This window comes from Brevibacillus jepli, from assembly GCF_047229145.1.
In the GTDB taxonomy this organism is placed as follows: domain Bacteria; phylum Bacillota; class Bacilli; order Brevibacillales; family Brevibacillaceae; genus Brevibacillus.
In genome coordinates, this window is the sequence record NZ_JBFEFW010000030.1 from 21,638 (window position 1) to 48,297 (window position 26,660).

The following is a 26,660-nucleotide window of genomic DNA, read 5'->3' on the forward strand; positions in this document are numbered from 1 at the left end:
AAGGATGAGGTGTTAGGATGAAGATTGGCGTTATTATGGGAGGTATTTCCTCTGAGCGCGAGGTTTCTATGAAGACAGGTCAAGAGATGATCAATCACTTGGATCGCAGCTGCTATGAAGTGGTTCCCATTGTGATCGAGCATCAAGAGGATTTAATCACACAGGTTCAGCAGGCAGGCATCGATTGCGCGCTATTGGCGCTACACGGACAATATGGCGAGGATGGCACAGTGCAGGGAGCGCTTGCGACACTGGGTATTCCATATACAGGAAGCGGTGTCCTGGCTAGCAGCTTATGCATGAATAAGCAGCTGTCCAAGATGCTGCTGAAGGCAGCGGGTGTGCATACGCCTGCAGGCCTTTTCTGGCAGGGGGTTGACGATTATGATTCGCAGGCGGTGGAGCAGCTGGGCTATCCGGTTATTGTGAAGCCGAATACGGGGGGATCTAGCATCGGCGTCCAGCTTGTACAGAATGAGAAGGAGCTGCTGCCGGCTGTTCAGGAGGCTTTTAGATTGGGCCAGGCGATCTTGATCGAGTCTTATATGAAAGGAACGGAGCTCACCTGTGCGATAATCGATGGCGAGGTACTACCGATCATTGGCATTCGCTCCGCTCATTCAGAGTGGTTCGACTACAAAGCGAAATATGAGGACGGCGGCGCTGAGGAGAAGGTGATCCAGCTTCCTCCCGTTACCCAGCAGCGAGTGCGCGAGGCGGCGCTTACCAGCTACCGGCTGCTGGAATGCAAGGTCTATGCAAGGGTCGACATGATTTTGTGTCAGGATATACCGTATGTGCTGGAAGTGAATACATTACCGGGAATGACCGCGGGCAGCCTGTTTCCAAAGAGCGCAGCGGCAGCAGGTATGACTGTTACACAACTGCTAGACCGTATTATTGCCAGCTCGCTCCATGAGCGGAAACAGGAAATTTTTCTGATGAAGTAGTTGATGATGCTTTAAGAAGGTTAGACCAGTTAAACCAGTTAACAAGTTCCACCAGACCATTAAACTAACGGAGTACGCTAGTGGAATATGCACACAACGACAGGCTGCCAACAGTAAATGGCAGCCTTATTTGAATGAAGGGGCAGGAAGATATTGACAACAACAAAATCTACATAATAATATTGATTTGCGTAAAAATATAATTTTACGGAGGCCCGATATGATGGAAATTTCAAAGGGAGTAGAAATGCTTCATCTAGATTTTCATGGGAATGTCATTCACCCAGTTCTTTTGTGGGATCGAGAAATGGCTGTTTTAATCGACACAGGATTCCCGGGGCAAATAGAAGATTTACGTGCAGCCATGGAAAAGGCGGGCGTGTCGTTCGACAAACTAAAAGCTGTCATTTTGACGCATCAGGATGTGGATCATATAGGCAGTCTTCCTGACATTTTGAAGGAGTGTAGTCATCATGTTAACGTTTATGCACACGAGTTGGATAAGCCGTATATTCAGGGGGAGATACCGCTTTTAAAAGACGGACACCTTGAGAATCCCCCAAAAGGCAGAGTGGATCATACCTTGATTGACGGTCAGGAGCTGCCTTTTTGCGGTGGGATTCGCGTCATCCATACTCCTGGGCATACTCCCGGTCATATCAGTCTATATTTAATGCAAAGTAAGACTCTCGTTGCCGGGGATTCGATGTACAGTGTAAACGGGATTCTCGGGGGAATTCATGCCTCGACCACACCGGATATGAGTGCAGCTCGTCTCTCTTTAAAAAAGTATGTAGACCTCGACATTGCATCCGTCGTTTGTTACCACGGGGGATACAGTCATGTAAATGTTCATGATCAGATAGTAGGACTTATCCAAGAATTTTAAAGGTTACGTTTCAGCAGATTGTCTTTGGTAAAATACAGCAGGAAATGCCTCCTTGAGGCTGGAAAGTATAGTTTTCGAGGAGGCGGATTATGGTAATTGTTCGTTTGGCAACAGTAGACGATATTGATGACCTTGTTCAAATGCGTTGGGACTTCTCAGAGGAAGAGAAAACCATTCATTCCGTTAGCTTTGAGGATTTTAAACAGACTTGTAGTGAGTTTTTGATGAAGGCGATGAAAAGCGGAGATTGGTACATTTGGATAGCAGAAGTGGAAGGAAGACTAGTATCACATATGTACCTGCAACTGATCCATAAAGTGCCTAGGCCGGGTAAATCTCCAGATCCTTATTTCGGATATGTAACGAATGTCTATACTCGCCCTGGTTATAGAAGTCAAGGTATTGGCACGATGATACATAGCGCTATGGAGCAATGGTCAAAAGAACATCATGTTGAGTTTCTTATCCTTTGGCCAAGTAGTGATAGTGTAACGTTTTATACAAGAAACGGTTTCTCTCCATGCGAAGAAGCTATGGAGAAGCATTGGTGAGCTTTCGTTTTCGCTTCATTCTAAAGAAACATCCAGGAGAGTTGTGGACATACTAACCCGAGAAGGAGGAGAAGCATATGTATGACAATGATGGAAACGACCTACCTGATTTCAAGCAACTGGATGACAGACTGATTGCTCAACCTCCAACAAGCCCGATAATTGCAATCCGTACCAATCTGGACAAGGAGCCAAATGACATCGACAATCCTTATATCCAGCAGGATTCCACACTTACTAGGCAAAATAGGAGTGAGTCAATTGACTGATCGCAAAACAAAGGAAAAACCGGACATGGGTTATAACGGAAGTAATATGCATGGTTATTCCTTTACGGAAAAGGAAGAGACATTGGACCAAACTACTCAGGCGGCTTCGGAAAACAAAGAAAACAGGGAAAAAGAATAGTTCTTTTCCTATCTCGACTTTTTACGATGACGGAGTTCGTAGGCTTAATATTCACGAAGAGACGGCAGCCGAAATAATTGGCTGCCATTTCCTTTGCCGCTCGTAGAGGCAGTTTATACGTACCGCCGATGTTATTAGGTCAACGTTTGTGAACCTAATGGACAGTTTTTGGAATAAATTGTATGTTATAATGTCACTTGATCACGGGCTTCATTGGTAATAATCGGATAGCCTCTCTCCGCTAGTGGGCAGGGTAATCTCAATTTAGGAGGTGGAGATGTTTGTTTGAATGGGTAGAAGAAGTTGAGGAGCCCCAGATAACCTGCGACAATGTGAGTGGCGAATTAAAAATAAGAAGAGTGGAGTCAACACTCGAACCTCACGAAATGAGCGAAGTCTGTCAATTATTTGCAGCATACTCTGTGATAACCGGGATGGATGCAATGTCACAATTCCCTACTCCCAATGAGGTTGCGAAAAACCTGATTCTCACGGAAATAGTACCTCATTACACGGATGTGAAAGAAATCTATTATGATGGCGTTCTGCAAAGAATCAACGTCCATGGTATAGAACCAAGCTCAAGGAAAATCATTCAGGATAAGCTTTTTCAAGGGATTTATCCAGTTGTAACAGATCTATATCGGAGCAAAAATCTTAATCTTGCCACTAGCACAAGGGAAGTAAAGTATTATCGTGTTCGTAAAGAAGCTATTCGTCCACTTTATACACGAGAAACCGAGAAGGTGGGCTACTTCTTCCAGCATACTTTTTTTGCTGAATCCGGGTCTGTTTTTCTTGCTCCGACTGGATGGACTTTTGAAAATGAGTTACGGGAGTCTTTCGCGATCCGAACCTTTTGTGTATTTGCACGATCACTCATTCTTGTTGTTGATACACAAGACAATTGTGTGATTGGACTTGATATTTACGGATAAAGGCTAAAGCTAACGGGGCTGGAACAAGGTTGGATGTCTTTCATTGTTAAGAGGTGAAATATTATGACATCAGTGAGAGTCAGGCCATATTTGAGTCTAATCGGATTTTGTTTGTTTTTTGTCACCGTAATGGTTTATACCGCTTTTCAATTAACAACAGACCCTGGTTCGAAAATGCTTTTATCAAGCTTTAGCGCAATCTTAATCTTGTTTACTTTACTGTGGGGAATAATGGGTGTCGTTGAGTTTTTTACTTTAATGAAAAAAACAAACAGGGTGAAAGCAGAATATCAAAATGAGCGAATAGGTAGAGAAGAATATCGGAAAATATCCAGTAGCCTTACAGTGTGTTACGTAACGAATGTAAGTTATCTTGTTATTGTTTCCTTTCAATTTTGGTATGTGATCAGTCATTGGGATACATTAAATTTATAGTAAATGGTACAAACGGTTTATTACTACAAGCTAGAAAATTTACAGCCTAACGAATGAATTGCTGATTGGGTGAAATAGGGCGGAAAAATCGGAAGGACTTAGCATCGTTCGACGATACGAAGTCTTTCCGGTTTTTTTACGTCATGCTTAGCCGAGTGCCAGTGCCAGCAAGACGGCAGTCGCACCTCCTGCAAGTGAGCCAGCGACATTAACAGCATCGTTGTTCCAACCAGAGCGCCCGCGGATTCGCACAGCTGGCTTGTCGCAGTGGCGGGCCTGCTCGATTTCGCGCCCGCAAGTGCCGCAGCGGTACATTTGTTGCCAGGTTGCACCGATCCACGAATCGGCAAGCGACCCAATGAAGCCAGCCAAGCCAGCTATTCCGACCCAGGCGAACGGTCTTATCGCCGTCGCGACCGCATCTGGCGCGGCTTGGCCGGACACCGCAAGTAGCATCCACGCTACGCCGCCGATAAACAGGCCACCGCCCAGCGAAGCGCCCATTCCGAGGCCAGACACACCACCGGACGTGCCAGGCGATACGCGCCGACCTGTCTTGATCGATCTCGGTGGCTTCCGGCTCAAGCCGCCGATTTCTGTCGCCCATGTATCGGCTGTGACCGCTGCCATAACACCGAGGAAGGCGTACCACCAAAGTGGATGCGGATACACCCAATTTGCCACACATAATAGCAGCCCCAGCCCTCCGTTAGCGAGCACTTGGCCGGCGTCGCGCCTCCCGGTTTTCTCGTAACCGCTCTCTGCCTCTTCCTTTTTATGCTTTTTCCACTTGGACAATAGGGTGGACGAGACAAAAAAAGCGATGAGGGAACCGAACCAGATAGGGCTGCTGAGTGCGTACATCACTGTTCCCAGTATCACCGCTGCCAAAAAGCCGGAACCGGATAGTGACCGTTTTACATAAGCCATCCCCGCAATCCCAGCGCTGCAGGCCAGTCCTATTAACCACTCCACAGTTTTCCGCCCCCTTTGCATTGAACTATTATACCTCAACGCAGCAGGCTTTCGAAAATGAAAAGGGAAACAAATGCCAGTAGTCAAAAGATATCAATAATGGGGGAGATAATCGTAGGAAGAAAAGCGCTAGTTTGGTACAAAATGAATAAGGACATGTTAAGCTAAAAATACCAACTCTGCGTAACATGGGAAAGGATGATTTGTAATGAAGACTTCTCACAAAGAGAATGCGGTGTCGTTTTTGCAATTGGTAGCGTCGGGGAATGTGCGAGAAGCATACCAAAGATACATAGGTCCGAATTTCCGTCACCATAATCCCTTTTTCCAGGGCGATGCTCAGTCGCTTATGCTTGCAATGGAAGAGAACGCCGCAAAGAATCCTCATAAGATTCTTGAAGTGAAGCGTGCCATCGAAGAGGGAGATATCGTTGCGGTTCACTCCCATGTGAAGCAAAACCAAGAGGATCTTGGGGGTGCTGTGGTCCATATTTTCCGTTTTCATAACGATCTAGTCGTCGAACTCTGGGATGTAGGCCAGGCCATACCGGATAGTTCCCCCAATGAGAACGGAATGTTTTAATGTAGAACATTATTGGACTTTAGTAAACACAAAGAATGGCAGCCTGTGTATTTGGCTGCCGGTTGTCCATACCGACTCCCAGAGTATCATTTTGATAGGCAATTTGACCTTAATCAAAGATTGCCATTTCCCTATTATTGATATCTAACACTTCGATCTTCACCATACCACCAAGATGATGTGACACGACATCAGACAATTCGTTAAGGGCCATATGGAATTCATCGCTTCTTGTTTCATCGATTAATTCAATACAGAGGAAGGCATTTTTCGTATCTTCTGTTAGCATCGTCCTCTTGGCTTCACGCCAATTCCAGCATCGGCAGATTGCACCGTCATCATCTTTATAAACAATTTCACCTTCATATGGTGAGGCATTTTCATCACTCCCCAATGGAATAAACGGTTCGTTACCATTTGCCTGCGTTAGCCGAATATCGCCCACAAAAGTGTCGATATCTTCTCCGCCACATGGAAGCCCATAACGCAATGAAGCCACTCAACGCGGTCGCTCCTCCGTGAAAATGAAATTCCATTTATATTAGTATATGTTTATATTCTTATATACGACAAAAATATAGTACACTAGAAAAAAGAGAAAGGATGGATTTGCCACAAAGAGGGATAGGACTAACATAAGGGGGGAACTGGAATGGATTGGGCTATGATATTGGAGTATGGATGGGTGCTACTTGTCCTGATCGGACTAGAGGGGATCTTGGCGGCAGACAATGCTTTGGTGATCGCGATTATGGTGAAGCATTTGCCAGAGAAAGAGAGAAAGAAAGCTCTATTTTATGGGCTTGCCGGTGCCTTCCTGTTTCGTTTCGGTTCGTTATTTATCATTTCTTACCTGGTGGACGTATGGCAAGTCCAGGCAATAGGGGCGGCTTACCTCCTGTTTATATCCATACACCACGTTGTTAAGAAGTTTATATTGCGCAAAGATCATAATCAAGAGACTGCCAACGAGAAGAAAGGCTCTGGATTATGGATGACGGTATTGAAAGTAGAGTTGGCGGACCTTGCCTTTGCTGTCGACGCGATTCTCGCCGCTGTTGCCTTTGCCGTTACACTTCCAGAGACGTCTTTGCCAAATGTAGGCGGAATGGATGGCGGACAGTTCGGCGTCATTCTCGCAGGTGGGATCATTGGTTTAGTCATTATGCGATTTGCTGCCTCTTACTTTGTCGGGTTGCTGCAACGCAAGCCTGGAATAGAGACAGCCGCATTTTTGATCGTCGGATGGGTGGGCGTTAAGTTGGCCGTATACACACTGTCGCACCCTGAGCTAGGATATTTGGCAGCTGATTTTCCAAAGTCAGTCGCATGGAAGGCAACGTTCTGGACCGTTCTTCTATTGATCGCTGTACTGGGTTGGTTCTTATCTAAAGAGAAGGAAGCTTCTTCAAATAATTCTGCAGCTTAATGTGACAAGACAAAAGAGGCTTCGCCCAAATCGGCGAAGCCTTTCGATCTATTACTTGCCCTCTTCCATTCTTTCCAAAGCACCATGCACAATCTTCCCTTTAAACATAACAGCAGCACGACGAGATTTTCTCGCAATCGCTTCTGCAGAGCAGGAGCTTTCTGCAAACACGATGCTTGCTACATCGCCGACTTTTGGCCATGCACGGTTGCCATCTTTATCGAGCGTTGTTTTTCCTCCGGTAATGAAGTACAAGGATTGCACCAATGATTTCTCATCCACCCAACGATAGCGCTCGACCAGACGGTTTAGCTTATCCAGCATATCGCCCGTACCATATGGCGACCAAGAATCATAGAAGCCATCGTAGCCAAGTGCGACCTGTACGCCTTTTGCATGAAGCATCGGTACAGGTGGCATCGCACGATTAATCGGAACCGTCGTCATGATCATCGTTCCCAGCTTGGACAACCGGTCTGCCATTTCCGAGCTTTCCTCGATAGACACATCTCCGAGTGCAAAAGCATGACTGATTGCCATACGGTTCTGCCAGCCAGCTTCCTCAGTCAGATCGAGTAGCCTTTTGATCGTATAGAAGCCGAGTGTGCCCGGATCATGCAGGTGAATATCGACATCCGCATCGGCTTCCACCGCGATGTCCATCATCTCACGCAAGGAGCCTTCCAATTCATTGTCAATACCAGCCGGGTCCAATCCCCCAACCAGTGTAGCGCCTTCCTTCATAGCCTGTCTCATCAAGGAGCTCACTTGTGTACGCAAGAGACCTTGTTGTGGGAAAGCGACGATTTCGTACGTCAGACGATCGCTGTACTCTTCCAATGCAGCACGTACACCCTCCAGGTTTTTCAGGCCGATGTACGGGTCGATGTTGACGTGTGTGCGCACATGTGTGGCACCGCCCTTCATATGGAGCTGGAGCATCGCTTGTGCGCGTTGTTTGGTTGTCCCAGTTATGAGTGGCATCTCTGTTGCCTCGAACTCCAAGCGATCAATCAGTTTTTTCGGAGGGAGGCAAGATTTCCAGGTTGCGCCCGCATACGTTTTATCCAGATGGTTATGCTTCTCGACAAAAGAGGGGAGGGCCAATAGACCTTTTGCATCTTCTTGCGGTAAAGTGGTGTCCAGTGGTTCGTTCGCCGATACGATCTCTGCGATTTTGCCGTCTTCGATCTTCAAATGACAGATTTCTGAGATCGTATGAAAGACGCCGTCGTCTCCCGTTTCAAATCCTTTATCGAGACGAACGTTGGTTAACCAAAAAGCTTGCATCACTAGAAATCAGCCCTTTCTCAGTATTACAAATAGTGGATGATGGTCCAGTCTAGCTGTCTACGTTAATTGTAGTGAATATTTCGAACAAGGTTGTTCATCTTTTTTACTAGTTTTTGCATGATCTTTACGTATTGTATGGAATCTTGTCTGTTTTCAAAAAGGAGTAAAGATTATGCAAATACACGTAAAGGTTTTGAAACAAATTTTACAGAATATTTTCTATAATAACTTAGGATACAATGGAGTGAAGAGGTCTGGAACGAGAAAGAGTAAGGGAGGATCATCATGAAAAAGAAAATAACCGCAAAATATGTGATCGGATTTGACGGAGCAGATCATGTGATTTTGAAAGATGGGGAAGTCGTTTACGAGAATGACACCATTGTGTATGTGGGGCACCATTTTGACGGCGAAGTAGACGAAGTAATTGATGCTGGCAATGCAGTCGTCAGCCCGGGCTTCATCGACCTGAATGCGTTGGGTGACATCGATCATGACATCGTACATCTGGAGCAAGCTTCTGCGAGAAGCAAAAACATGCTCTGGTCCGAAGATTATTACCGCAAAGGCTATCATGAGGTAATGACCCCTGAGGAAGAGGCGTTCAAATCCCTCTACGCATACAGTCAACTGATTCTTAACGGGGTAACGACAGCGATGCCGATTACTTCCGTCTTCTACAAGCGCTGGGCGGAAACGTATGAAGAGCTGGCAGCAGCAGCCGATCATGCAGGGCGATTGGGATTGCGGATGTACATGGGGCCGAGCTATCAATCCGGCATGCGTGTAGTGAAGGCAAATGGAGAGATCGAAGTACTGTGGAACGAAGCGGAAGGACAAGCAGGTCTGGAGCGGGCGGTACAGTTCGTCAAAGATTTCGATGGGGCTCACAATGGACTCATCCGCGGGATGCTGGCACCAGAGCGAATCGAGACACAGTCTGTGGAGAACTTGATCAACACAAAGCGCTACAGCGAAGAGCTCGGATGTCCAATCCGTCTGCATGCTGCACAAGGTCTCTACGAATATACAGAAATTCATCGTCGTCACAACAAATCACCGATTCAGTTCCTGAATGAGATCGGCTTCCTCGGAAAGAAAACAGCGATTCCGCACGCACATTTCATTCCAGGCTTTAGTAAAGCGAAATTCGGAGAGGGCGACGATTTGGCGATCCTGCAAGAGACTGGTACGACGGTGATTCACTGCCCGCTCGTGGTCGGCCGTCACGGTGAGGCACTCGAATCGTTCGCTCGTTACAAGCGTCGTGGCGTGAACATCGCGATCGGAACGGATACATTCCCGCCTGACTTCATCCAAAACATCCGCACGGCCAGCATGCTTTCCCGCTTGGTGGAAGGCGATGTAGCGGATTCCAGCTACGCTGACATTTATCGTGCAGCTACATTGGGCGGCGCACGTTTCCTTGGCAGAGACGATCTGGGCCGATTGGCGCCGGGTGCAAAAGCAGATATCATTGCCATCGACTTGGACGGCTTCCACATGGGCGGGATTGATGATCCGATCCGTACCATTATCACGTGCGGATCAGGCCGTGATGTGAAGCTCTCGATCATCGCTGGACGCACCGTTATGAAGGACCGCCTCTTGCCAGGTGTTGATCTGGATGAGATCAAAGCAAAAGGTCAGCGTTACTTTGACAAAATGCGTCTGGGCTACGTTGAGCGTGACTATCAACAGCTGGGTGAAAAAGAGCTGTTCAAGCCTTCTTTCCCAATCGTGAGCAAGCCATAGTTCGCATAAATTATAGAAGAAGCACAATCTGCTAGAAAACGGCGGATTGTGCTTTTTTCACTTACCGTATGAACCCGCCTTCGGAATGCATAATTTGTCCCGTAATCCACTCCGCTTCGTCGCTCGCCAGAAAAGCGACCAGACGGGCTGCATCCTCAGGCTGTCCGATCCGTCCGAATGGAAATTGCTGCACCATGTATTGCTTGAGTTCTTCATTCATCCAGCCTGAATCGGTAGGACCTGGATTTACAGCGTTGACCGTAATCCCACGCGTAGCTACTTCGGCAGCAAGTGTAGTCGTCAGTGCATCCACGGCTCCTTTTGTTGCCGCATACGCGATCTCACCGACCATCGGGCCTTTGGATTGCCCAGAAGTCATGTTGATAATTCGTCCCCCGTGTTGTTGGGAGAAGCGACGAGCAAATTCTACGCTGAGCATCGTGGTTGCCCGCAGATTGATGGCATAATGTGCGTCCAAACTGGCAATATCCAGTGCTTCGTAGCCGTCATTTGCTGAGTAGCAAGCGTTATTGACGAGGATGCTAGGTGCGCCCAGTTGTGCCGTGGCAGTGTCGAGGACCTCTTTGTAGGCATCAGGCTGTGACAGGTCGATCTCGATCCCTGCACATCTGACTCCATAGCGTTTGATCTCTTCCTGCAAGGTTGCGGGTTCATCCTTTTGAATCCCATGCGCCATGGACTGGTCATACGGGGTCCAATACGTATGGAAAATATCTGCGCCGTGTGAGGCAAGCATTTTACAGATAGCAGCTCCAATTCCTTGAAGGCGGCTGGCACCTGTTACAATGGCAATTTTTCCGTGCAAACGAAGGTTTGTCGGCAAACATATCCCTCCTTATTTACGTCACTTTTCTTTCTTTTCGGGATGGTTATGCCTTTCATCCTCCTTTTGAGCAAAATAATTGTTCGCGACAATTTTGCGAAGTTTTCGCTAAATGACCATAAATTGTGGTTTTACGAGAAACTTACGCTGGAAATCATGCAAAATTGTTGCTATTTTGTATATATAGGAAGTTGTTCAAGAAATAGTGGATTTAATACCAAGGGAGATGTAGAAGATGGAGTGTCAGTTAACAATTACCCGAACAGAACAGAAAAAAGAAAAGCCAGCTTCTGACAAGCTAGGGTTCGGTGTTCATTTTACCGATCATATGTTCACCATGGATTATACAGAAGGTAAAGGATGGCATGATCCACAAATCGTCCCTTACTCTCCGCTTACGCTGGACCCGGCTGCTATGGTGTTCCACTACGGGCAAGCAGTGTTTGAAGGCTTGAAAGCATATCGCAATCAAGAGGGCAAGGTAAGCTTGTTCCGTCCTGATCAAAACTTCAAGCGTATGAACCGTTCGCTTACGCGTATGAGCATGCCGTTGATCGACGAGGAATTCATGGTCGAGGCATTGAAGCAGCTGGTGGCGGTTGATAAAGAGTGGATTCCGACAGAAAGCGGACAGTCTCTCTACATTCGTCCCTTCGTAATCGCGACAGAGCCATGCTTCGGTGTACGCGCTTCGCATATGTACAAATTGGTGATCGTCCTGTCGCCAGTTGGCGCCTATTATGCGGGTGGCATGCATCCTGTTAAGATTTATGTAGAAAACAACTACGTTCGCGCGGTAAGAGGCGGAACTGGAAACGCAAAAGTGGCAGGTAACTACGCAGGCGGTCTGAAAGCACAAGTGGAAGCCAAGGAAAAAGGCTATGAGCAAGTGCTGTGGCTCGATGGCGTAGAGAACAAATATATCGAAGAAGTAGGTAGCATGAACGTGTTCTTCAAGGTAAAAGGGGAAGTGTGGACCCCTGCTTTGAACGGCAGCATCCTGGAGGGTATCACGAGAGATTCGACCATCCAATTGCTCAAGGACTGGGGAATTCCAGTAGTAGAGAAGCGGATTTCCATGGAAGACCTGCATACAGCTTACGTCAACGGTGAGCTGGAAGAGGCATTCGGTACAGGAACGGCAGCTGTTATTTCCCCAGTGGGTGATCTGAACTGGAACGGACATCAAATGATCATTAACGGTGAAAAAACAGGGGAATTGACGATGAAGCTGTACGAAACCATGACTGGCATTCAGTACGGTGAACGTGAAGACAAGTTTGGCTGGTCGGTAAAAGTGACAGAATAATCACGCCAATAACACAAGAGGCATAGCTCTTTCTTTATCGGAAGAGGGCTATGCCTTTTTTTGATGCTGCTAAAGAAAAACCAGCTTCATCGAAAGGCTTCATCAATTTCGCTCAGGTACTGGTAAGTTGCGCTATTTCGCCTATTGACAGGGATTGTGTAAACTACTACCATTTGTGGTATTACCACAGAATTTTGTTGTAGGACCAACAGGGCAGGGAGGCGAACATGACATTGGAGAAAAAAGGGGGAAAGAAAGAACGGTCGTCGGATCAAATTGAGATGAAATTAATCAAGGCAATTTTGACCCGTGAGTATCCTACAGGAAGTACGCTGCGGCCGGAACGGGAGTTGGCAGAGTACTACGGGGTAGGTCGGCCAACCGTTAGAGAAGCACTGCAACGCTTGGAAAGAGATGGCTGGATCACTGTGCGGAAAGGACATCCGGCAATTGTCAACGATTATTGGCAGCAAGGCAATATTATGACCCTTGTCCATATCATTCAAAACCACGACGATGTTACGGATGAGTTTATTTCGTACTTGCTGGAACTGCGGATATCGTTGGCGCCAGTTTACATTCGTAACGCGGTTGTTGCTCATCAGCCTAAGGTAGTCGCTTTGCTTGCCAATCTCGATCAATTGAAACCTGATGCGGATTCTTATGCAGCGTTTGACTGGGAGTTGCAGAAAAATCTGACGAGGCTTTCCCCAAATCCTATCTATTTACTGATTGTAAACAGTTTTGATTCCTTTTACCTAAAAATGGCGCGAAGGTATTTTTCCATCCCGGAACACCGCGAAGCATCTTGGCACTATTACCATGAACTGTTGAACTTCGCGTTACAGGGAGATTTCCTCGAAGCAGAGCGTGTATCCAGAAAGGCAATGGAAAAAAGTTTGGAGCTGTGGAGAAACCGAACCGTGCTGGAACAAGACAAGTGAAGGCACACAAGAGGAGGGCATTCTGTTGAAGGCAAAGTTTCTGAAGGAATTCTTTACGTTTCCGGATATCCTCATCATGAGCATTCTATTCCTGATTAGCTTGTCTTTCACTATTTCTGAATGGTACGTGTTGGAAACATGGCTGGCACTCGTGGCGGGGATGATTGGATATGCGGCAAGCGAATACTTGATTCATCGATTTCTCTTTCACCTCAAACCGCCTCGAAATCCATTTTTTCTCCATTTGTTAAAGCGCTTACATTACGATCATCACGCCGATCCGAACAACTTGCACCTGTTGTTCTTGCCCGTGTGGTACAGCTTGCCGCTCATTGCAGGAACGGGAGCCATTTGTTATCTGCTTACTTCCGACGGTATGGTGACCAACGCCTTTGTTACAGGCGTGATAGGATTTCTGCTATTTTATGAATGGAAGCATTATATCGCCCATCGTCCGGTTCAGCCCATATCTCCATGGGGGCGCTGGATGAAAAAGCTCCATCTATGGCATCACTTCAAAAATGAACATTATTGGTACGGTGTTACCAGCCCTGTTTTTGATGTCATGCTGGGAACTTTCAAGAATGAACAGGATGTCGAGAAAAGTTCGACGGTGAGGGATCTGGAAAGACGGTGGGACAAAGATATTGAACTGTAATATGGTATATATCAACTTCTTTTGCGCAGCCATCCCTTTTTGAGGGATGGTTATTTTTCTAAGATTTAGAAGCTATCGATAAACCACCAAAGCTGGTGAGAAGAAAAAGCACAGGGCTCGTAGACCTTGACATCGCCTACCCAGTCGGAACTTAAAAAAGGGGACCACGCTTGTCGAACACTTCTTCCTTGAAAAGCACCCGCCCGTAGGGTGGCTTTGGCTCGACGGTCCCCTTTTTTAAGTGGAGACGGCCAGTGAATCATCCCTGCTGGCGTGTCAGAGTCGAAGAGAACTGTGCTTTTTCTTCTCCTCCACTATGTTGACCCAGCTTCAATAGAGTTATTTTGAACATTCAAAAACGACATAGTAAAGATAGTGAAAAGAAAGGTAAAGATAATGAAAAGATTAATAGTTAGAAAATTAGTAATATTTAGGCATGTCATATTCTTTTCATCCTACCATCCAGAATAAAGGGGGCATTCACAATGAAAAAGAAGCACATGCTAGGATCTATTCTCGCCCTGTCCGTCTTGCTTTCCACCGTCTTGGCAGGCTGTGGTGGCAGTCAACCATCCAGTGGGACGAATTCCGGGTCCAACCCGAATCAAGCTTCGACTAGCCCCGCTCCTTCCACTGCCGCAGCGGGCGGAGGCGGTACCTTGATTATCGCCCGTTTGTCCGATGCGAATAATCTGGACCCGCATTTTAGTACCCAGATTAATTCCATGGCAGTGACGCAGCACAAGCTCTATGAAGGTCTGGTGATGATGGATCGGAATAGCGAGTACAAACCTCTCTTGGCAAAGGAATGGAAACAAAAAGACGATGTCACATGGGAGTTCACGCTTCGTGATGACGTTACTTTCCATGACGGAGAGCCTTTCAATGCAGAAGCGGTCAAGAAGACGATCGGCCGTATTTTGGATAAAGACAATCCGACCCCCAAGGCAAACATGTTTGGCATGATAAAAGAAGTGAAGGTCATCGACCCACATAAGCTAGAAATCATTTTGCATTATCCGTTTGCAGGGTTACTTTCTGTATTGGCGAGTGCCGAGGGTGGTATCATCAGTCCGAAAGCCATCCAGCAATATGGCAAAGAGTTGTCCAAGAAACCAGTAGGAACTGGGCCGTTCATCTTTGAATCATGGACGCCTGGACAAGAAATCGTCATGGTGAAAAACGAAAAGTATTGGGGGAACCAACCAAAGCTAGAAAAAGTCGTGTTCAAGACGATTCCAGAAGATGCGACGCGCGTAGCGATGGTGGAAACGGGTGAAGCGCATGTTGCCGAACAGCTCCCGGTAACTGAGCTGGAGAGGGTGCAGAACTCGCAGAGCATGTCGCTCGGACGTTTTGAATCATTTGCGGTTGACCACATCGGGATGAACGTCAATCAGAAGCCTTTTGACGATGTTCGTGTCCGTCAGGCAATCGCTCATGCCATCGATAAGGAAGCGATTATTAAAGGGGTTTATAACAATGTAGGAAAAGTCGCGATATCGTCCTTAGGGCCAAAAGTTATCGGCTACAGCCCGAATATTAAGACGCCGGAATACGATCTGAACAAAGCGAAGCAATTGCTCACCGAAGCTGGCTATGGAAATGGCTTCAAAGCAACCATCTACCTCAATGACAACAAGGCGCGGATCAATGTGGCAGAAGTGCTGCAATCCCAGCTGAAAGGGATCGGCATCGACTTGCAGATTCAGGTCATGGAGTTTGGCGCGTATCTGGAATTGGCGGCAAAAGGGGAAGCGCAGATGTTCATTAGTGGCTGGGGCAATGCGACCGGGGATGCAGACTACAACCAGTACAATCTTTTCCATAGCACGTCAGCAGGTGTACCAGGCAACCATTCCTTCTATAATAATCCGAAAGTCGATGCGTTGATTGAAGCAGGGCGTAAGGAAAAAGATCCGGAAAAGCGCAAGGAAATCTACGCAGAAGCTCAGCAAATCGAGATGGAGGAGGTTCCATTGCTGCCATTCCGCAGCAGTGAAAACCTAGCAGCCATCGCGAAAAATGTACAGGGTGTGTATATCAGTCCGTCCGGGTACATTGACGTGAGCCAAGTGACGATTCAATAGCATGATCATGAGACCTTCTCCGACAGATGGAGAGGGTCTTTTTTTAGTAAGCTTGGTGTAGCCAGTATTGTGGCTGTGGTGGGGAGAAGAATATTTCCAGACTAGGCTCCGTGCTCCGTCCCTCTGGGAGATTGGACTGCCCGCTCCGAAGGGATTAGCGGGGAAACGCAAAAGAGGTAGCCGCTTCGTCGTAGGGGCACGGTTGCGTTTCTATTTCCCGCTAATCCCTTCTCCGCTCGGTAGGACTTCACAAGTCGCTACGTCTGGAAATATTCTTCTCGGGCGTTACTGATTGCATTTCATCAATCTTTTAAAGATTTTAAAACCCGATTAGCACGATAGCTCGTAGAGGAAACAGGAGAAATAAGCGAAGATCTTTGGTACACCGACCGAGACGGAATGCAAAAAGCGAAACACACCTTTAAGCGTCCACCTCTGAAACACATCCTGAGAGGACCACTTTGGACGCGGTTTCGCTTTTTGCGTGGAGTCGGGCAGTGAATCCCCCAGCGGGTGGGACAAGAATCTGAGCGTTTTCTCCTGTTTCCTCCCCACCACTACAGCAACAACTTAGGGTTCCTGTTATGGGGCTGCGGTGGGGAGAAGAATATTTCCAGTCTAGGCTCAGTGCTCCGTCCCTCTGGGAGATTGGACTGCCCGCTCCGAAAGGATTAGCGGGGAAACGCAAAAGAGGTAGCCGCTTCGTCGTAGGGGCACGGTTGCGTTTCTATTTCCCGCTAATCCCTTCTCCGCTCGGTAGGATTTCACAAGTCGCTACGTCTGGAAATATTCTTCTTGGGCGTTACTGATTGCATTTCATCAATCTTTTAAAGATTTTAAAACCCGATTAGCACGATAGCTCGTAGAGGAAACAGGAGAAATAAGCGAAGATCTTTGGTACACCGACCGAGACGCAATGCAAAAAGCGAAACACGCCCTTAAGCGTCCACCTCTGAAACACATCCTGAAAGGACCACTTTGGACGCGGTTTCGCTTTTTGCATGGAGTCGGGCAGTGAATCCCCCAGCGGGTGGGACAAGAAGCTGAGCGTTTTCTCCTGTTTCCTCCCCACCACTACAGCAACATATACTGCAAGTTATTTTTCGCATTATTCGCACAAAGGTAGAAAAAATGAAAAAAAGAGTAAAGAAAGTGAAAATAGAAGTAAAGAGAGTGAAAAAATAATGCCTGAATAGTAGGTAAAATGAAATATGCGCGAATGGTCAAAATATTCAAGTACATCTGGCGCAAAAAACGGTCACGACCGTTTTTTTGACCGCAAGCGGTCACATCAACATTTATGAAAAACGGCTATACGTTTTTCACAAAACAGGGGGATCACTACATGAAAAAGACGCGCTTTTTCCAGACGCTGCTTGCCATGACCGTTGCGGTTTCTACAGCGTTGGCAGGCTGCTCGCAAGCACCTGAAGCAGGGGGGAGTACCAATTCTTCCGGACAATCCAATGCTTCTGCACCTGCTGGTAAAGAAGGCGGGACGCTCGTCATCGCCCGTTTGTCTGACGCGAACAACCTTGACCCACACTTTCTAACGCAAATCAACTCCGCCGCTATCATTCATCACAAGGTATACGAGGGTCTTGTTCGGATGGACAAAGAAAGCAAATATGTAGGCTCACTCGCTTCTGAGTGGAAGCAGCTCGATGATGTGACATGGGAATTCAAGCTGCGTTCCGGAGTTACATTCCACGATGGGACTCCATTCAATGCGGAAGCCGTGAAAAAGACGATTGCCCGTGTGCAGGACCCTGCAGTAGGCTCTAACCGCGCCAACTTGTTTGAAGCGATCAAAGAAGTAAAGGTCGTGGATGATACGACGGTTCAATTTATTTTGCACTATCCATATGCACCGCTCCTGTCCGTACTCGCCAGTGCCGAGGGTAGCATTTTGTCACCAAAAGCGATTGAACAGTATGGAAAAGATTTGACCAAGCATCCAACCGGAACCGGGCCTTACAAATTCGAATCGTGGACACCTGGGCAAGATGTCGTCTTAGTGAAAAACGATAGCTATTGGGGCGACAAACCGAATTTGGACAAAGTGGTCTTTAAGACGGTTCCAGAGGATACGACCAGACTCGCGATGGTCGAAACAGGAGAAGCGCATGTTGCCGAGCAATTGCCGGTTACAGAGGTTGACCGCGTGAAAAATTCTACGAGCATGACACTTGGCCGTTACCCTGCTTTCGCGAGCGATCATATCGGGATTAACAACTCGAAGAAGCCTTTCGATGATGTACGCGTTCGTCAAGCCATTGCACATGCGATCGATAAGAAAACGATCATTCAAGGTGTCTACAATGATGTGGGGACAGTTGCCCATTCTTCCATTACCCCGTCCATGGTCGGCTACAGCCCGAATGTAAAAGACTTGCCTTACGATCTGGAAAAATCTAAACAGCTGTTGGCAGAAGCAGGATATGCGAACGGCTTCAAAGCGACCATTTACTTAAACGATAACAAAGCTCGGATTAGCTTGGCAGAGGTGCTGCAGCAACAGCTGAAGCAAATCAATATCGATCTGGAAGTGAAGGTGCTAGAGTTCGGTGCTTACATTGATGCGGCGAACAAAGGAGAAACAGAATTGTTCCTCAGCGGTTGGGGTAACGCAACAGGCGATGCAGACTACAATCAATACAATCTGTTCCACACGAAGTCTCAAGGAGCAGCAGGCAACCACGCTTTCTACAGCAATCCTGAAGTGGACAAGCTGATCGATGAAGGCCGCAAAGAGAAGGACGAAGAAAAACGGAAGCAAATTTACGAAAAAGCACAGCAAATTGAAATGGATGAAGCGGCAATGATACCGTACCGCTTCTCTGAAAACCTCGCAGCTATTCAAAAAGGCGTTGAGGGAGTTTGGATCAGTCCAGCAGGACACATCGAGATTGACGATGTAACCTTGCCATAATTTCAGTAACCAAGTGCTTCATGATCAGCATAGCTTCGCCCATTGGGAACGAGCTATGCTGATTGATTATATATAAAGAAGAATAAATGGGGGCGAGTCTATGAAAAAACAGAAAATGCTAGGTTCAATGCTGGCAAGTATACTGAGTGTTGGCCTCGTGCTTACAGGCTGTTCATCAGGTACAGAACAAGGGGCTGCAGGGACTCCAACTGCGAAGGAAGCTCCGGCAACAGATCAGACGCTCGTTATTGCTCGACAGTCTGATGCAAACAATCTCGACCCGCACTTTATTTCCGCGATCAATGCAGCGAGCGTAGTCCATCACAAAGTATATGAAGGACTCGTCCAGCGGGATGATAACATGGCGTTCAAACCAATGCTAGCCACCGAATGGAAGCAGCTGGATGATGTCACCTGGGAGTTCAAGCTGCGTCAGGGAGTCAACTTCCATGATGGTACTCCGTTTAATGCTGAAGCGGTGAAAGCAACATTCGCACGCGTCCTCGATGAAAAAGTCGCCTCTCCACGTGCGTCTCAGTTTAAGATGCTTTCTGAAGTGAAGGCAGTAGATGATTATATCGTACAATTCAAGCTGGCCTATCCGTATTCCCCGCTGCTGTCCATCCTCGCCAACCATGAAGGCAGCATTATCAGTCCAAAAGCCATTGAGCAATACGGCAAGGACTTGAGTAAGCACCCGGTCGGTACAGGGCAGTTCGTCTTCGAATCATGGACACCAGGTCAAGAGATCGTACTTGTGAATAATGACAGCTACTGGGGAGAAAAGGTAAAATTCAAGAAGGCCGTCTTCAAAGTCGTACCGGAAGACACGACACGCGTTGCCATGGTAGAGACGGGAGAGGCGCATATCGCTGAACCGTTGCCCGTGACAGAAATTGACCGCGTCAGTAATTCCCCTCATATGAGCCTGTACCGGACAGAGGGCTTGGGGACAGATTTTATCGGGTTCAATACCAAGAAAAAACCGTTTGACGACGTTCGTGTACGTCAAGCAATCAACTATGCAATTGAAACGGATGCAATCATTAAAGGTGTGTACAACGATGTCGGGACCAAAGCAAATTCAGCCATGAGTCCAAAGGTTCTTGGCTACAATGAAGCGTTGAAAGGATACGAGTTTGATCCGAACAAGGCGAAGGCGCTGTTAAAAGAAGCAGGATATCCGGATGGCTTCAAGACAACCTTGTGGACAGGTGATCGCAAGGAACGAATTAATGCTGCAGAAGTCATCCAGTCCCAGTTGAAGGGGATTGGAATTGAAGTAGAGGTAAAAGTGCTTGAATATGGGGCTTACCTCGATGCAGAAGACAATGGCGAAACAGAGCTGTTCATCAGCGGCTGGGGCAATGCGACTGGCGATGCAGACTACAATCAATACAATCTGTTCCATTCCAGCGTCGTGGGCAAGGGCGGAAACACAACATTTTACGTCAATAAAGAAGTGGACAAGCTGATCGAAGAGGGACGCCGCGAGCAGGATACGGAAAAACGCAAGCAAATTTATGCAAAAGCGCTGGAGATCGAGAAGCAGGAAGCGCCAATCGTCCCGATCCGTAATCTCGAGCATGTCGCTGCAGTGGCCAAAAACATCAAAGGCTTCTGGATCAGCCCTTCTGGGTACATGATGATCAACGGTATTACGATTCAATAACATTCATTCAGACAAAAAAAGGATGGAGAAGGAGCATGAAAGAAAGCTTGTGGATTAAAAATGCGAGTCTGGAATGTGGTTATTCGCAGGAGAATGGCACAGTAACGGGAACGAGGACGGAGCGTTTTCACGTCTTGCTATCTGACGGTCGTGTAGAGCAAATTGTCCCTGCTACAACACCTATACCCGATGGAGTATCTGCTTGGGATGCAAATGGTCTACTGATGCTCCCTTCTTTCCGGGAAATGCACATTCATTTGGACAAAACATTTTATGGAGGTCCGTGGCAAGCTGTTCTTCCTGCTCCCAATCGTTTTTTTCGCATCGAACAAGAGCAGGAACTGTTGCCCCGCCAGCTTCCCGTTGCCCGTGAGCGTGCAGTAAAGCTGTTGGAGTTAGTGCAATCACACGGCGCTACCCACGTGCGGACGCATTGTAACATTGACCCGGTCATTGGGTTGAAAAACCTGGAAGCTACATTGGAGGCGTTGGCAACCTACCGTGAAAAACTTTCCTGGGAAATTGTCGCGTTTCCCCAACATGGCTTGCTGCGCAGTGATTCCGTTGCCCTCGTTCGCGAGGCGATGAAGCATGGAGCTGGTCTCGTCGGGGGTCTCGACCCTGCTACGTTTGACGATGACATCGAGAAATCCCTCTACACCATGATGGACATAGCGGTGGAAGCAAATGCGGATATTGATCTCCACTTGCACGAGCCTGGTCATTTGGGTGTTTATATTATGAAAAAACTGGCTGGTATGACGAAGGAGGCCGGTTGGCAAGGTCGAGTCACTGTCAGTCATGCTTACGGGCTAGGAGAGGTTCCGACTGTTGTTGCAGAAGAGATCGCAGAGCTTTTTGCCGAGCAGCAAATCGCCGTCATGTCGGCAGTTCCGATTGACATGCCGACCATTCCGATTCCATTGCTTCATGCCAAAGGCGTACATGTTGGCTTGGGCAATGATAACATCACCGATCACTGGGACCCGTTTGGAACAGGAGACATGCTACAAAAAGCAAACCGTCTGGCTGAACGTTTCCGTTGGATCGATGAGCGATCTTTATCGCGAGCGCTGGGATTCGTAACAGGTGGCGTGACGCCATTGGATCAGGAAGGCAATCAGGTTTGGCCGAAAGTTGGAGATGAGGCAAATGCTGTTTTCGTTCATGCAAAATGCTCCGCCGAGGCTGTGGCTAGACAATCTCCGAAGGAAGCGGTTGTTTTCTTGGGGAAAATGGTTTGGGAGAAACAATAAATAGTTGTCAACATATCCGATCTTCTTCAGGAGGTCGGATTTTTTTGTTTATAAAAGTGACTGTAGTGGGGGAAGAAGCGCATTTCCAGTCTACGCTTCGGCCTCCGCCCCGCAAGGGGGGATTGACTGTCCGCTTCGGAATAAATGGCGGGAGCGCTTCAAACGTAGAAGTTTCGAGGAAGTATCTCATAGGTGAAGCTTAAATTCCCCGCCATTCATTCCTACGCTGGGATGGGCTCCAGAGGCGCTTGGACTGGAAATGCACTTCTTCCGGCGTAGCTATGATTGACTACTTGGAAGTCGATTCAAGAAGGTTACTTAGCTAATCACGAATGATTTTCATATCAAATGCATTCAAATAGAAAGCTACAGAAGAACAATCAAGAAATACTTCAATGAATTTCTTGTTGCTTTTCATATACAGATCGAAAAATAGACAAAAGCAACGCCAAAGAAGCGTGTTTCCAGTCATAGCGCCTCTGGAGCCCGACCGAGCGGAGGGATGAATGACGGGAGCGTTTTTAGCTTCAACGTGCGAATACCTCATCGAGGCTACCACTTTTGAAGCGGCTCCCGTCATTCATTCCGGAGCGGACAGTCGATACCCCTTGTGGGGCGTAGGCCGAAGCGACGACTGGAAACACGCTTCTTCACCGAGGCCACGGATTCACGCATATTTCCATCTGTACGAAATTAAATAAAAGTAAAAATATTATAAATTGATGTAAAGATGCTGAAAGGTTCGCCTCGAAATCTACCGTATAATGCAAATATGAAATACATTCAGAATTTTCGACAGCATTCTACAAGGGGGTAGACATAAATGAAGAAGGCACGTTTGTTTGGACCATTTCTTGCTCTGACATTGAGTGTCGGTGCAGTATTGACTGGATGTGGTGCTGCGAGCACGGAGCAATCCGGTGCGACGAACACAGCTTCGGAGGCACCTAAAGAAGGGGGAACCTTGATTGTGGCTCGTAAGGCAGACGCCAACAATCTGGACCCGCATTTTATCTCCAATATTCCTTCGGCAAACTATGTGTATGGAAAAGTGTATGAGAGCTTGGTTTCCCGTGATAAAAACAGTGAGTACAAGCCTACACTTGCCACCGAGTGGAAGCAGCTCGACGACTTGACATGGGAGTTTAAGCTGCGCGAGGGTGTTACGTTCCACGATGGGACGCCATTTACAGCAGAAGCTGTGAAAAAGACGTTCGAACGCGTACTCGATCCAAAGGTTGCATCACCACGCGCATCGAATTTCTCCATGATCAAAGAAATCAAAATCGTGGATGACAAGACTGTACACTTCGTACTGGAATATCCTTTTGCACCGCTGCTCTCCATCTTGGCTAGCTCGGAAGGTAGTATCATCAGCCCGAAAGCCATCGCGGAGCATTCAGATACATTGGCGAAGCAGCCTGTGGGAACCGGACCTTTCAAATTTGCATCATGGGCACCGGGCCAAGATATGAAGCTCGCGAAAAATGATACCTACTGGGGTGAAAAACCAAAGGTAGATGAAGTAGTATATAAAGTCGTTCCAGAAGATACGACGCGTGTAGCGATGATCGAAGCAGGCGAAGCACACATCGGCGACCAGCTTCCGGTGACGGAAGTAGAACGCGCACAAGCATCTCCTGGCATGAATATGGTACGTGCAGAAGGCTTAGGTGTGGATTACATTGGCTTTAACGTACAGAAGAAGCCATTTGACGATGTACGTGTACGCCAAGCTGTAGCGCATGCCATCGAAAAACAAGCGATTGTACAAGGGGTTTACAACAATGTGGGAACACAGGCTGTCTCCTCCATGTCGCCAAAAGTAATCGGCTACAACCCGAATCTACAGGATTATTCCTACGATGTTAATGCAGCAAAAGCATTGCTTGCTGAAGCAGGTTATCCGAATGGCTTCAAGACTTCCATCGTGACAGATGACCGCAAAGAGCGCATGAACGTAGCAGAAGTGATTCAGTCGCAGTTGAAAGGCATCGGCATTGATTTGGAGATCAAAGTAATGGAATACGGTGCGTATCTGGAGCACACAGACAATGGTGAGCATGCCATGTTCATCGGTGGCTGGGGTAATGCAACAGGTGACGGCGACTACAATCAGTACAACGTCTTCCACAGCACTTCGAAAGGCAGCGCAGGAAACATGGCGTTCTACAACAATCCAGAGGTAGACAAGCTGATTGAAGACGGACGTCGCGAAAAAGATCCGCAAAAACGCAATGAAATCTATGCAAAACTGCAAGAAATCGAGCTGAAGGAAGTACCGATCATTCCAATTCGCACGATTGACCATGTAGCTATTACTTCCAAGAATGTAAACGGCTTCTGGTTGAGCCCTGTCGGCTACTTGATGCTGGATGAAGTATCGATTAACTAATAAGTGGATGGAAGGGATGGCGCATGTCGCTGTCCCTTCTTTGTAAGTATGGAGGAATTCGCTAGCTGGATCGGGAATGTAACTTGAGGAGAAATGCTCAAGAGACAAGTCATGGGGTGGAAAACATGCAGGAAGAGCAGCTAGACATATTTGACGAAGCAGGACAACACATCGGAGTTGAGACTCGTAGCGAAGTACATCGCTTGGGCTACTGGCATCAAACCTTCCATTGCTGGATTTATCGTGTGGTGGATGAACAGATCGAATTGTTGTTCCAAAAAAGACATCCTCAAAAAGATACGTGTCCGAACTTGCTGGACATTACCTCAGCCGGTCATCTTATCGCATCTGAACAGCCAAGTGACGGCGTGCGTGAACTGGAAGAGGAGCTGGGGTTGTCCGTGAGCTATGAGGAATTGGATCTGATCGGCGTGATACGTGATGTAACGCTAGCACCCACAATCATCGATAAAGAAATGTGCCATACATTTTTGTATGAATGCGAGCAACCTTTGCGCGAGTACCGTGTACAGGAAGAGGAAGTCACGGGACTGTTTTGGGTTAGACTGAATGCGCTAGAGCAGTTATTTGCGGGCGAGAACGGACAAATGACAGTGAATGGATTTTTGCTGGAGGAAAACGGAGAGCAGAAAGATACAGACATGATCGTGACCAAAGCTGATTTTGTTCCACATGAAGCGCACTATTACCAGCAGGTGTTTGCAGCAGTGAAATCACATGTAGCCAATCGTTAACGCCTAATGGTAAAACAAGGCCTCGCTTGTCACCAACAAGACGAGGTTTTTCGTTGTGTGGTATACTAGACCATGTTTTTTTCGCTGCTCGCGATCATGCGTAGATAGAGAGAGGAGATCGAGATGAGACTACAGATTATGATTGCACTAATGCTCTCGACATTCCTTGCTGCAATGGAAGGAACGATTGTGAGTACAGCCGTACCACGCATTACAAGTGATTTAGCAGGCTTTGAACAGGTGAGCTGGGTATATGCGATCTACATGCTCGCAACTGCCGTATCTGCTCCCATTTACGGCAAGCTGGCTGATTTATTTGGCCGCAAAAAAGTTCTGTTAATCGGGATCGGGATCTTTTTGCTAGGTTCTACACTCTGTGGAGTGGCGACGTCGATGTGGCAGTTAATTGTGTACCGTGCCATCCAAGGCTTGGGTGCAGGGGCAGTTATGCCGATTACGATGACGATCATCGGGGATTTGTACCCCGAGCAAACAGCCAGGGCAAAAGCCCAAGGCTGGATTAGCGCTGTATGGGGACTTTCTGGTGTGGCAGGTCCGTTGGTCGGAGGATTTTTGGTCGATACACTTACTTGGCGTTATATCTTTTTTCTTAACTTGCCTTTTGGACTGGTATCGTTTTTCATGCTCGTCTTTTTGTACAAGGAAAAGCTCGTGGTCAAGGAAAAGCGTCATATCGATTATCCGGGTGCGCTTATCTTTTCGCTGGGGACCATCGCCTTGCTGTATGCCTTACTGACAGGTAGCCAGAATCAGTCCTGGACCAGTCCGGTGACGATTTCCTTGATCGTGTTTGCCTTGGTAACCTATTTGGTGTTTGTATCAGTGGAGAAGAAATCGCCGGAGCCGATGATTCCATTATCGCTTTTCACCAATCGAAACGTGACGATGATCAATCTGCTGACTCTCTTGACGAACGGAATTGTGATTAGCATGGTTGTGTACTTGCCGATCTGGAGCCAGGGTGTCTTGGGAGAAAGCGCGACAATGGCAGGCTTTGTCTTGACGCCGATGCCAGTTTGTTGGACGATTGGCTCCATTCTTGCCGGTAACCTGTTAGGCAAGCTGCGTGCTGAACAGCTGTTTATGGCAGGGACGGCGGTACTAACCGTCGCGACAACACTACTGACCTTCCTGTCCACACAGTCTGCGGGATATCTTATCTATGTAGCGGTGGGTTTAATCGGTTTGGGAATGGGGCTCATTTCCCCGATTATCATGGTGAAAATCCAATCGTCCGTTGCTGTCGACAAGAGAGGGACGGCAGTCGCTCTCAATACATTCACGGGTACATTTAGTCAGACCTTCGGGGCAGCTGTATTCGGGATGCTGTTCAATATGGTGACGGTAGCTGGCGGTCATACGAATTTGGGAGCTTCTTTTGAGCACGGATCGATTCCTGTCGCCGAGCTGACACAGATTCGAGACCTATTGGCCAGCGGAGTTCATGTCGTCTTCACCGGTACATTGGTGCTTGCGATAGGCAGCTTTGTCCTTACACTTATGATTGCCAAAGCCCAAAAACAACAGGCATCACAACACTAGCTCGAAAACGCCCGACATGTGCGGGCGTTTTTCTCT

The 26,660-nt window shown here is 47.5% G+C and carries 22 protein-coding genes and 1 pseudogene; 19 read left to right on the plus strand and 4 right to left on the minus strand.

Annotated features, from left to right (window positions below):
* Positions 1 to 17 precede the first annotated feature (17 nt).
* The 6 genes from AB1L17_RS25090 (at position 18) to AB1L17_RS25115 (ending at position 3,736) form a co-directional block, all read left to right on the plus strand.
* The gene (locus AB1L17_RS25090) at positions 18 to 950 is read left to right on the plus strand and encodes a D-alanine--D-alanine ligase (RefSeq protein WP_412846064.1); all 933 of its coding nucleotides are present in this window, start codon (positions 18 to 20) and stop codon (positions 948 to 950) included.
* 223 nt (positions 951 to 1,173) lie between these two features.
* Entirely contained in the window at positions 1,174 to 1,839 is a 666-nt protein-coding gene (locus AB1L17_RS25095) for an MBL fold metallo-hydrolase (protein WP_412846174.1), read from the plus strand.
* Between the two features lie 89 nt (positions 1,840 to 1,928).
* On the plus strand, positions 1,929 to 2,390 hold the full coding sequence (locus AB1L17_RS25100) for a GNAT family N-acetyltransferase (protein ID WP_412846063.1): 462 nt from the start codon (positions 1,929 to 1,931) through the stop codon (positions 2,388 to 2,390).
* A gap of 77 nt (positions 2,391 to 2,467) precedes the next feature.
* A complete protein-coding gene (locus AB1L17_RS25105) occupies positions 2,468 to 2,659 on the plus strand; it encodes a hypothetical protein (RefSeq protein ID WP_412846061.1) in 192 nt (63 codons plus the stop codon).
* Complete coding sequence (locus tag AB1L17_RS25110) at positions 2,652 to 2,798, plus strand: hypothetical protein (RefSeq protein ID WP_412846060.1); 147 nt, start codon at positions 2,652 to 2,654, stop codon at positions 2,796 to 2,798. Before AB1L17_RS25105 ends, AB1L17_RS25110 begins: the two co-directional genes overlap by 8 nt.
* A 281-nt stretch (positions 2,799 to 3,079) precedes the next feature.
* Positions 3,080 to 3,736: a hypothetical protein gene (locus AB1L17_RS25115; protein WP_412846059.1), complete on the plus strand. Its 657-nt coding sequence runs from the start codon at positions 3,080 to 3,082 to the stop codon at positions 3,734 to 3,736.
* 582 nt (positions 3,737 to 4,318) lie between these two features.
* On the opposite strand, the gene AB1L17_RS25120 is transcribed toward AB1L17_RS25115, so the two are convergent.
* Positions 4,319 to 5,146 carry a DUF92 domain-containing protein gene (locus AB1L17_RS25120; RefSeq protein ID WP_412846058.1) on the minus strand — a complete coding sequence of 276 codons (828 nt, stop codon included), beginning with the start codon at positions 5,144 to 5,146 and terminating at the stop codon, positions 4,319 to 4,321.
* Positions 5,147 to 5,354: 208 nt separating this feature from the next.
* On the opposite strand from AB1L17_RS25120, the gene AB1L17_RS25125 reads away from it, so the two are divergent.
* The gene (locus AB1L17_RS25125; RefSeq protein ID WP_412846057.1) at positions 5,355 to 5,729 is read left to right on the plus strand and encodes a nuclear transport factor 2 family protein; all 375 of its coding nucleotides are present in this window, start codon (positions 5,355 to 5,357) and stop codon (positions 5,727 to 5,729) included.
* Between the two features lie 109 nt (positions 5,730 to 5,838).
* On the opposite strand, the pseudogene AB1L17_RS25130 reads toward AB1L17_RS25125, so the two are convergent.
* Positions 5,839 to 6,222: pseudogene (locus tag AB1L17_RS25130) on the minus strand (B3/B4 domain-containing protein); the annotation flags it as partial.
* Positions 6,223 to 6,381: 159 nt separating this feature from the next.
* Here AB1L17_RS25130 and AB1L17_RS25135 point away from each other — a divergent pair.
* Positions 6,382 to 7,158: a MeeY/MeeF family manganese export membrane protein gene (locus tag AB1L17_RS25135; protein WP_412846056.1), complete on the plus strand. Its 777-nt coding sequence runs from the start codon at positions 6,382 to 6,384 to the stop codon at positions 7,156 to 7,158.
* 51 nt (positions 7,159 to 7,209) lie between these two features.
* On the opposite strand, the gene AB1L17_RS25140 is transcribed toward AB1L17_RS25135, so the two are convergent.
* A complete protein-coding gene (locus tag AB1L17_RS25140) occupies positions 7,210 to 8,451 on the minus strand; it encodes an amidohydrolase family protein (RefSeq protein ID WP_412846055.1) in 1,242 nt (413 codons plus the stop codon).
* A 285-nt stretch (positions 8,452 to 8,736) separates the two neighbouring features.
* On the opposite strand from AB1L17_RS25140, the gene AB1L17_RS25145 reads away from it, so the two are divergent.
* Entirely contained in the window at positions 8,737 to 10,206 is a 1,470-nt protein-coding gene (locus AB1L17_RS25145; RefSeq protein WP_412846054.1) for an amidohydrolase family protein, read from the plus strand.
* A gap of 61 nt (positions 10,207 to 10,267) precedes the next feature.
* On the opposite strand, the gene AB1L17_RS25150 is transcribed toward AB1L17_RS25145, so the two are convergent.
* The gene (locus AB1L17_RS25150; RefSeq protein WP_412846053.1) at positions 10,268 to 11,050 is read right to left on the minus strand and encodes an SDR family oxidoreductase; all 783 of its coding nucleotides are present in this window, start codon (positions 11,048 to 11,050) and stop codon (positions 10,268 to 10,270) included.
* Between the two features lie 235 nt (positions 11,051 to 11,285).
* Here AB1L17_RS25150 and AB1L17_RS25155 point away from each other — a divergent pair, with 235 nt between their 5' ends.
* The 10 genes from AB1L17_RS25155 (at position 11,286) to AB1L17_RS25200 (ending at position 26,624) form a co-directional block, all read left to right on the plus strand.
* Complete coding sequence (locus AB1L17_RS25155; protein ID WP_412846052.1) at positions 11,286 to 12,359, plus strand: branched-chain amino acid aminotransferase; 1,074 nt, start codon at positions 11,286 to 11,288, stop codon at positions 12,357 to 12,359.
* A 227-nt stretch (positions 12,360 to 12,586) separates the two neighbouring features.
* Complete coding sequence (locus AB1L17_RS25160) at positions 12,587 to 13,303, plus strand: GntR family transcriptional regulator (protein ID WP_412846051.1); 717 nt, start codon at positions 12,587 to 12,589, stop codon at positions 13,301 to 13,303.
* Positions 13,304 to 13,328: 25 nt separating this feature from the next.
* Positions 13,329 to 13,961, plus strand: a complete 633-nt coding sequence (locus AB1L17_RS25165; protein ID WP_412846050.1) for a sterol desaturase family protein — start codon at positions 13,329 to 13,331, stop codon at positions 13,959 to 13,961.
* Positions 13,962 to 14,446: 485 nt separating this feature from the next.
* Positions 14,447 to 16,051, plus strand: coding sequence for a glutathione ABC transporter substrate-binding protein (locus AB1L17_RS25170; RefSeq protein WP_412846049.1), 1,605 nt, complete (start codon positions 14,447 to 14,449; stop codon positions 16,049 to 16,051).
* A 1,345-nt stretch (positions 16,052 to 17,396) separates the two neighbouring features.
* Positions 17,397 to 18,983, plus strand: a complete 1,587-nt coding sequence (locus AB1L17_RS25175) for a glutathione ABC transporter substrate-binding protein (protein WP_412846048.1) — start codon at positions 17,397 to 17,399, stop codon at positions 18,981 to 18,983.
* Between the two features lie 100 nt (positions 18,984 to 19,083).
* A complete protein-coding gene (locus AB1L17_RS25180) occupies positions 19,084 to 20,655 on the plus strand; it encodes a glutathione ABC transporter substrate-binding protein (RefSeq protein WP_412846047.1) in 1,572 nt (523 codons plus the stop codon).
* Positions 20,656 to 20,690: 35 nt separating this feature from the next.
* Complete coding sequence (locus tag AB1L17_RS25185) at positions 20,691 to 21,911, plus strand: amidohydrolase family protein (RefSeq protein ID WP_412846046.1); 1,221 nt, start codon at positions 20,691 to 20,693, stop codon at positions 21,909 to 21,911.
* A gap of 823 nt (positions 21,912 to 22,734) precedes the next feature.
* Complete coding sequence (locus AB1L17_RS25190; RefSeq protein WP_412846045.1) at positions 22,735 to 24,306, plus strand: glutathione ABC transporter substrate-binding protein; 1,572 nt, start codon at positions 22,735 to 22,737, stop codon at positions 24,304 to 24,306.
* A gap of 125 nt (positions 24,307 to 24,431) precedes the next feature.
* On the plus strand, positions 24,432 to 25,061 hold the full coding sequence (locus AB1L17_RS25195) for an NUDIX hydrolase (protein WP_412846044.1): 630 nt from the start codon (positions 24,432 to 24,434) through the stop codon (positions 25,059 to 25,061).
* A 123-nt stretch (positions 25,062 to 25,184) separates the two neighbouring features.
* Positions 25,185 to 26,624, plus strand: a complete 1,440-nt coding sequence (locus tag AB1L17_RS25200; protein ID WP_412846043.1) for an MDR family MFS transporter — start codon at positions 25,185 to 25,187, stop codon at positions 26,622 to 26,624.
* Positions 26,625 to 26,660 lie beyond the last annotated feature (36 nt).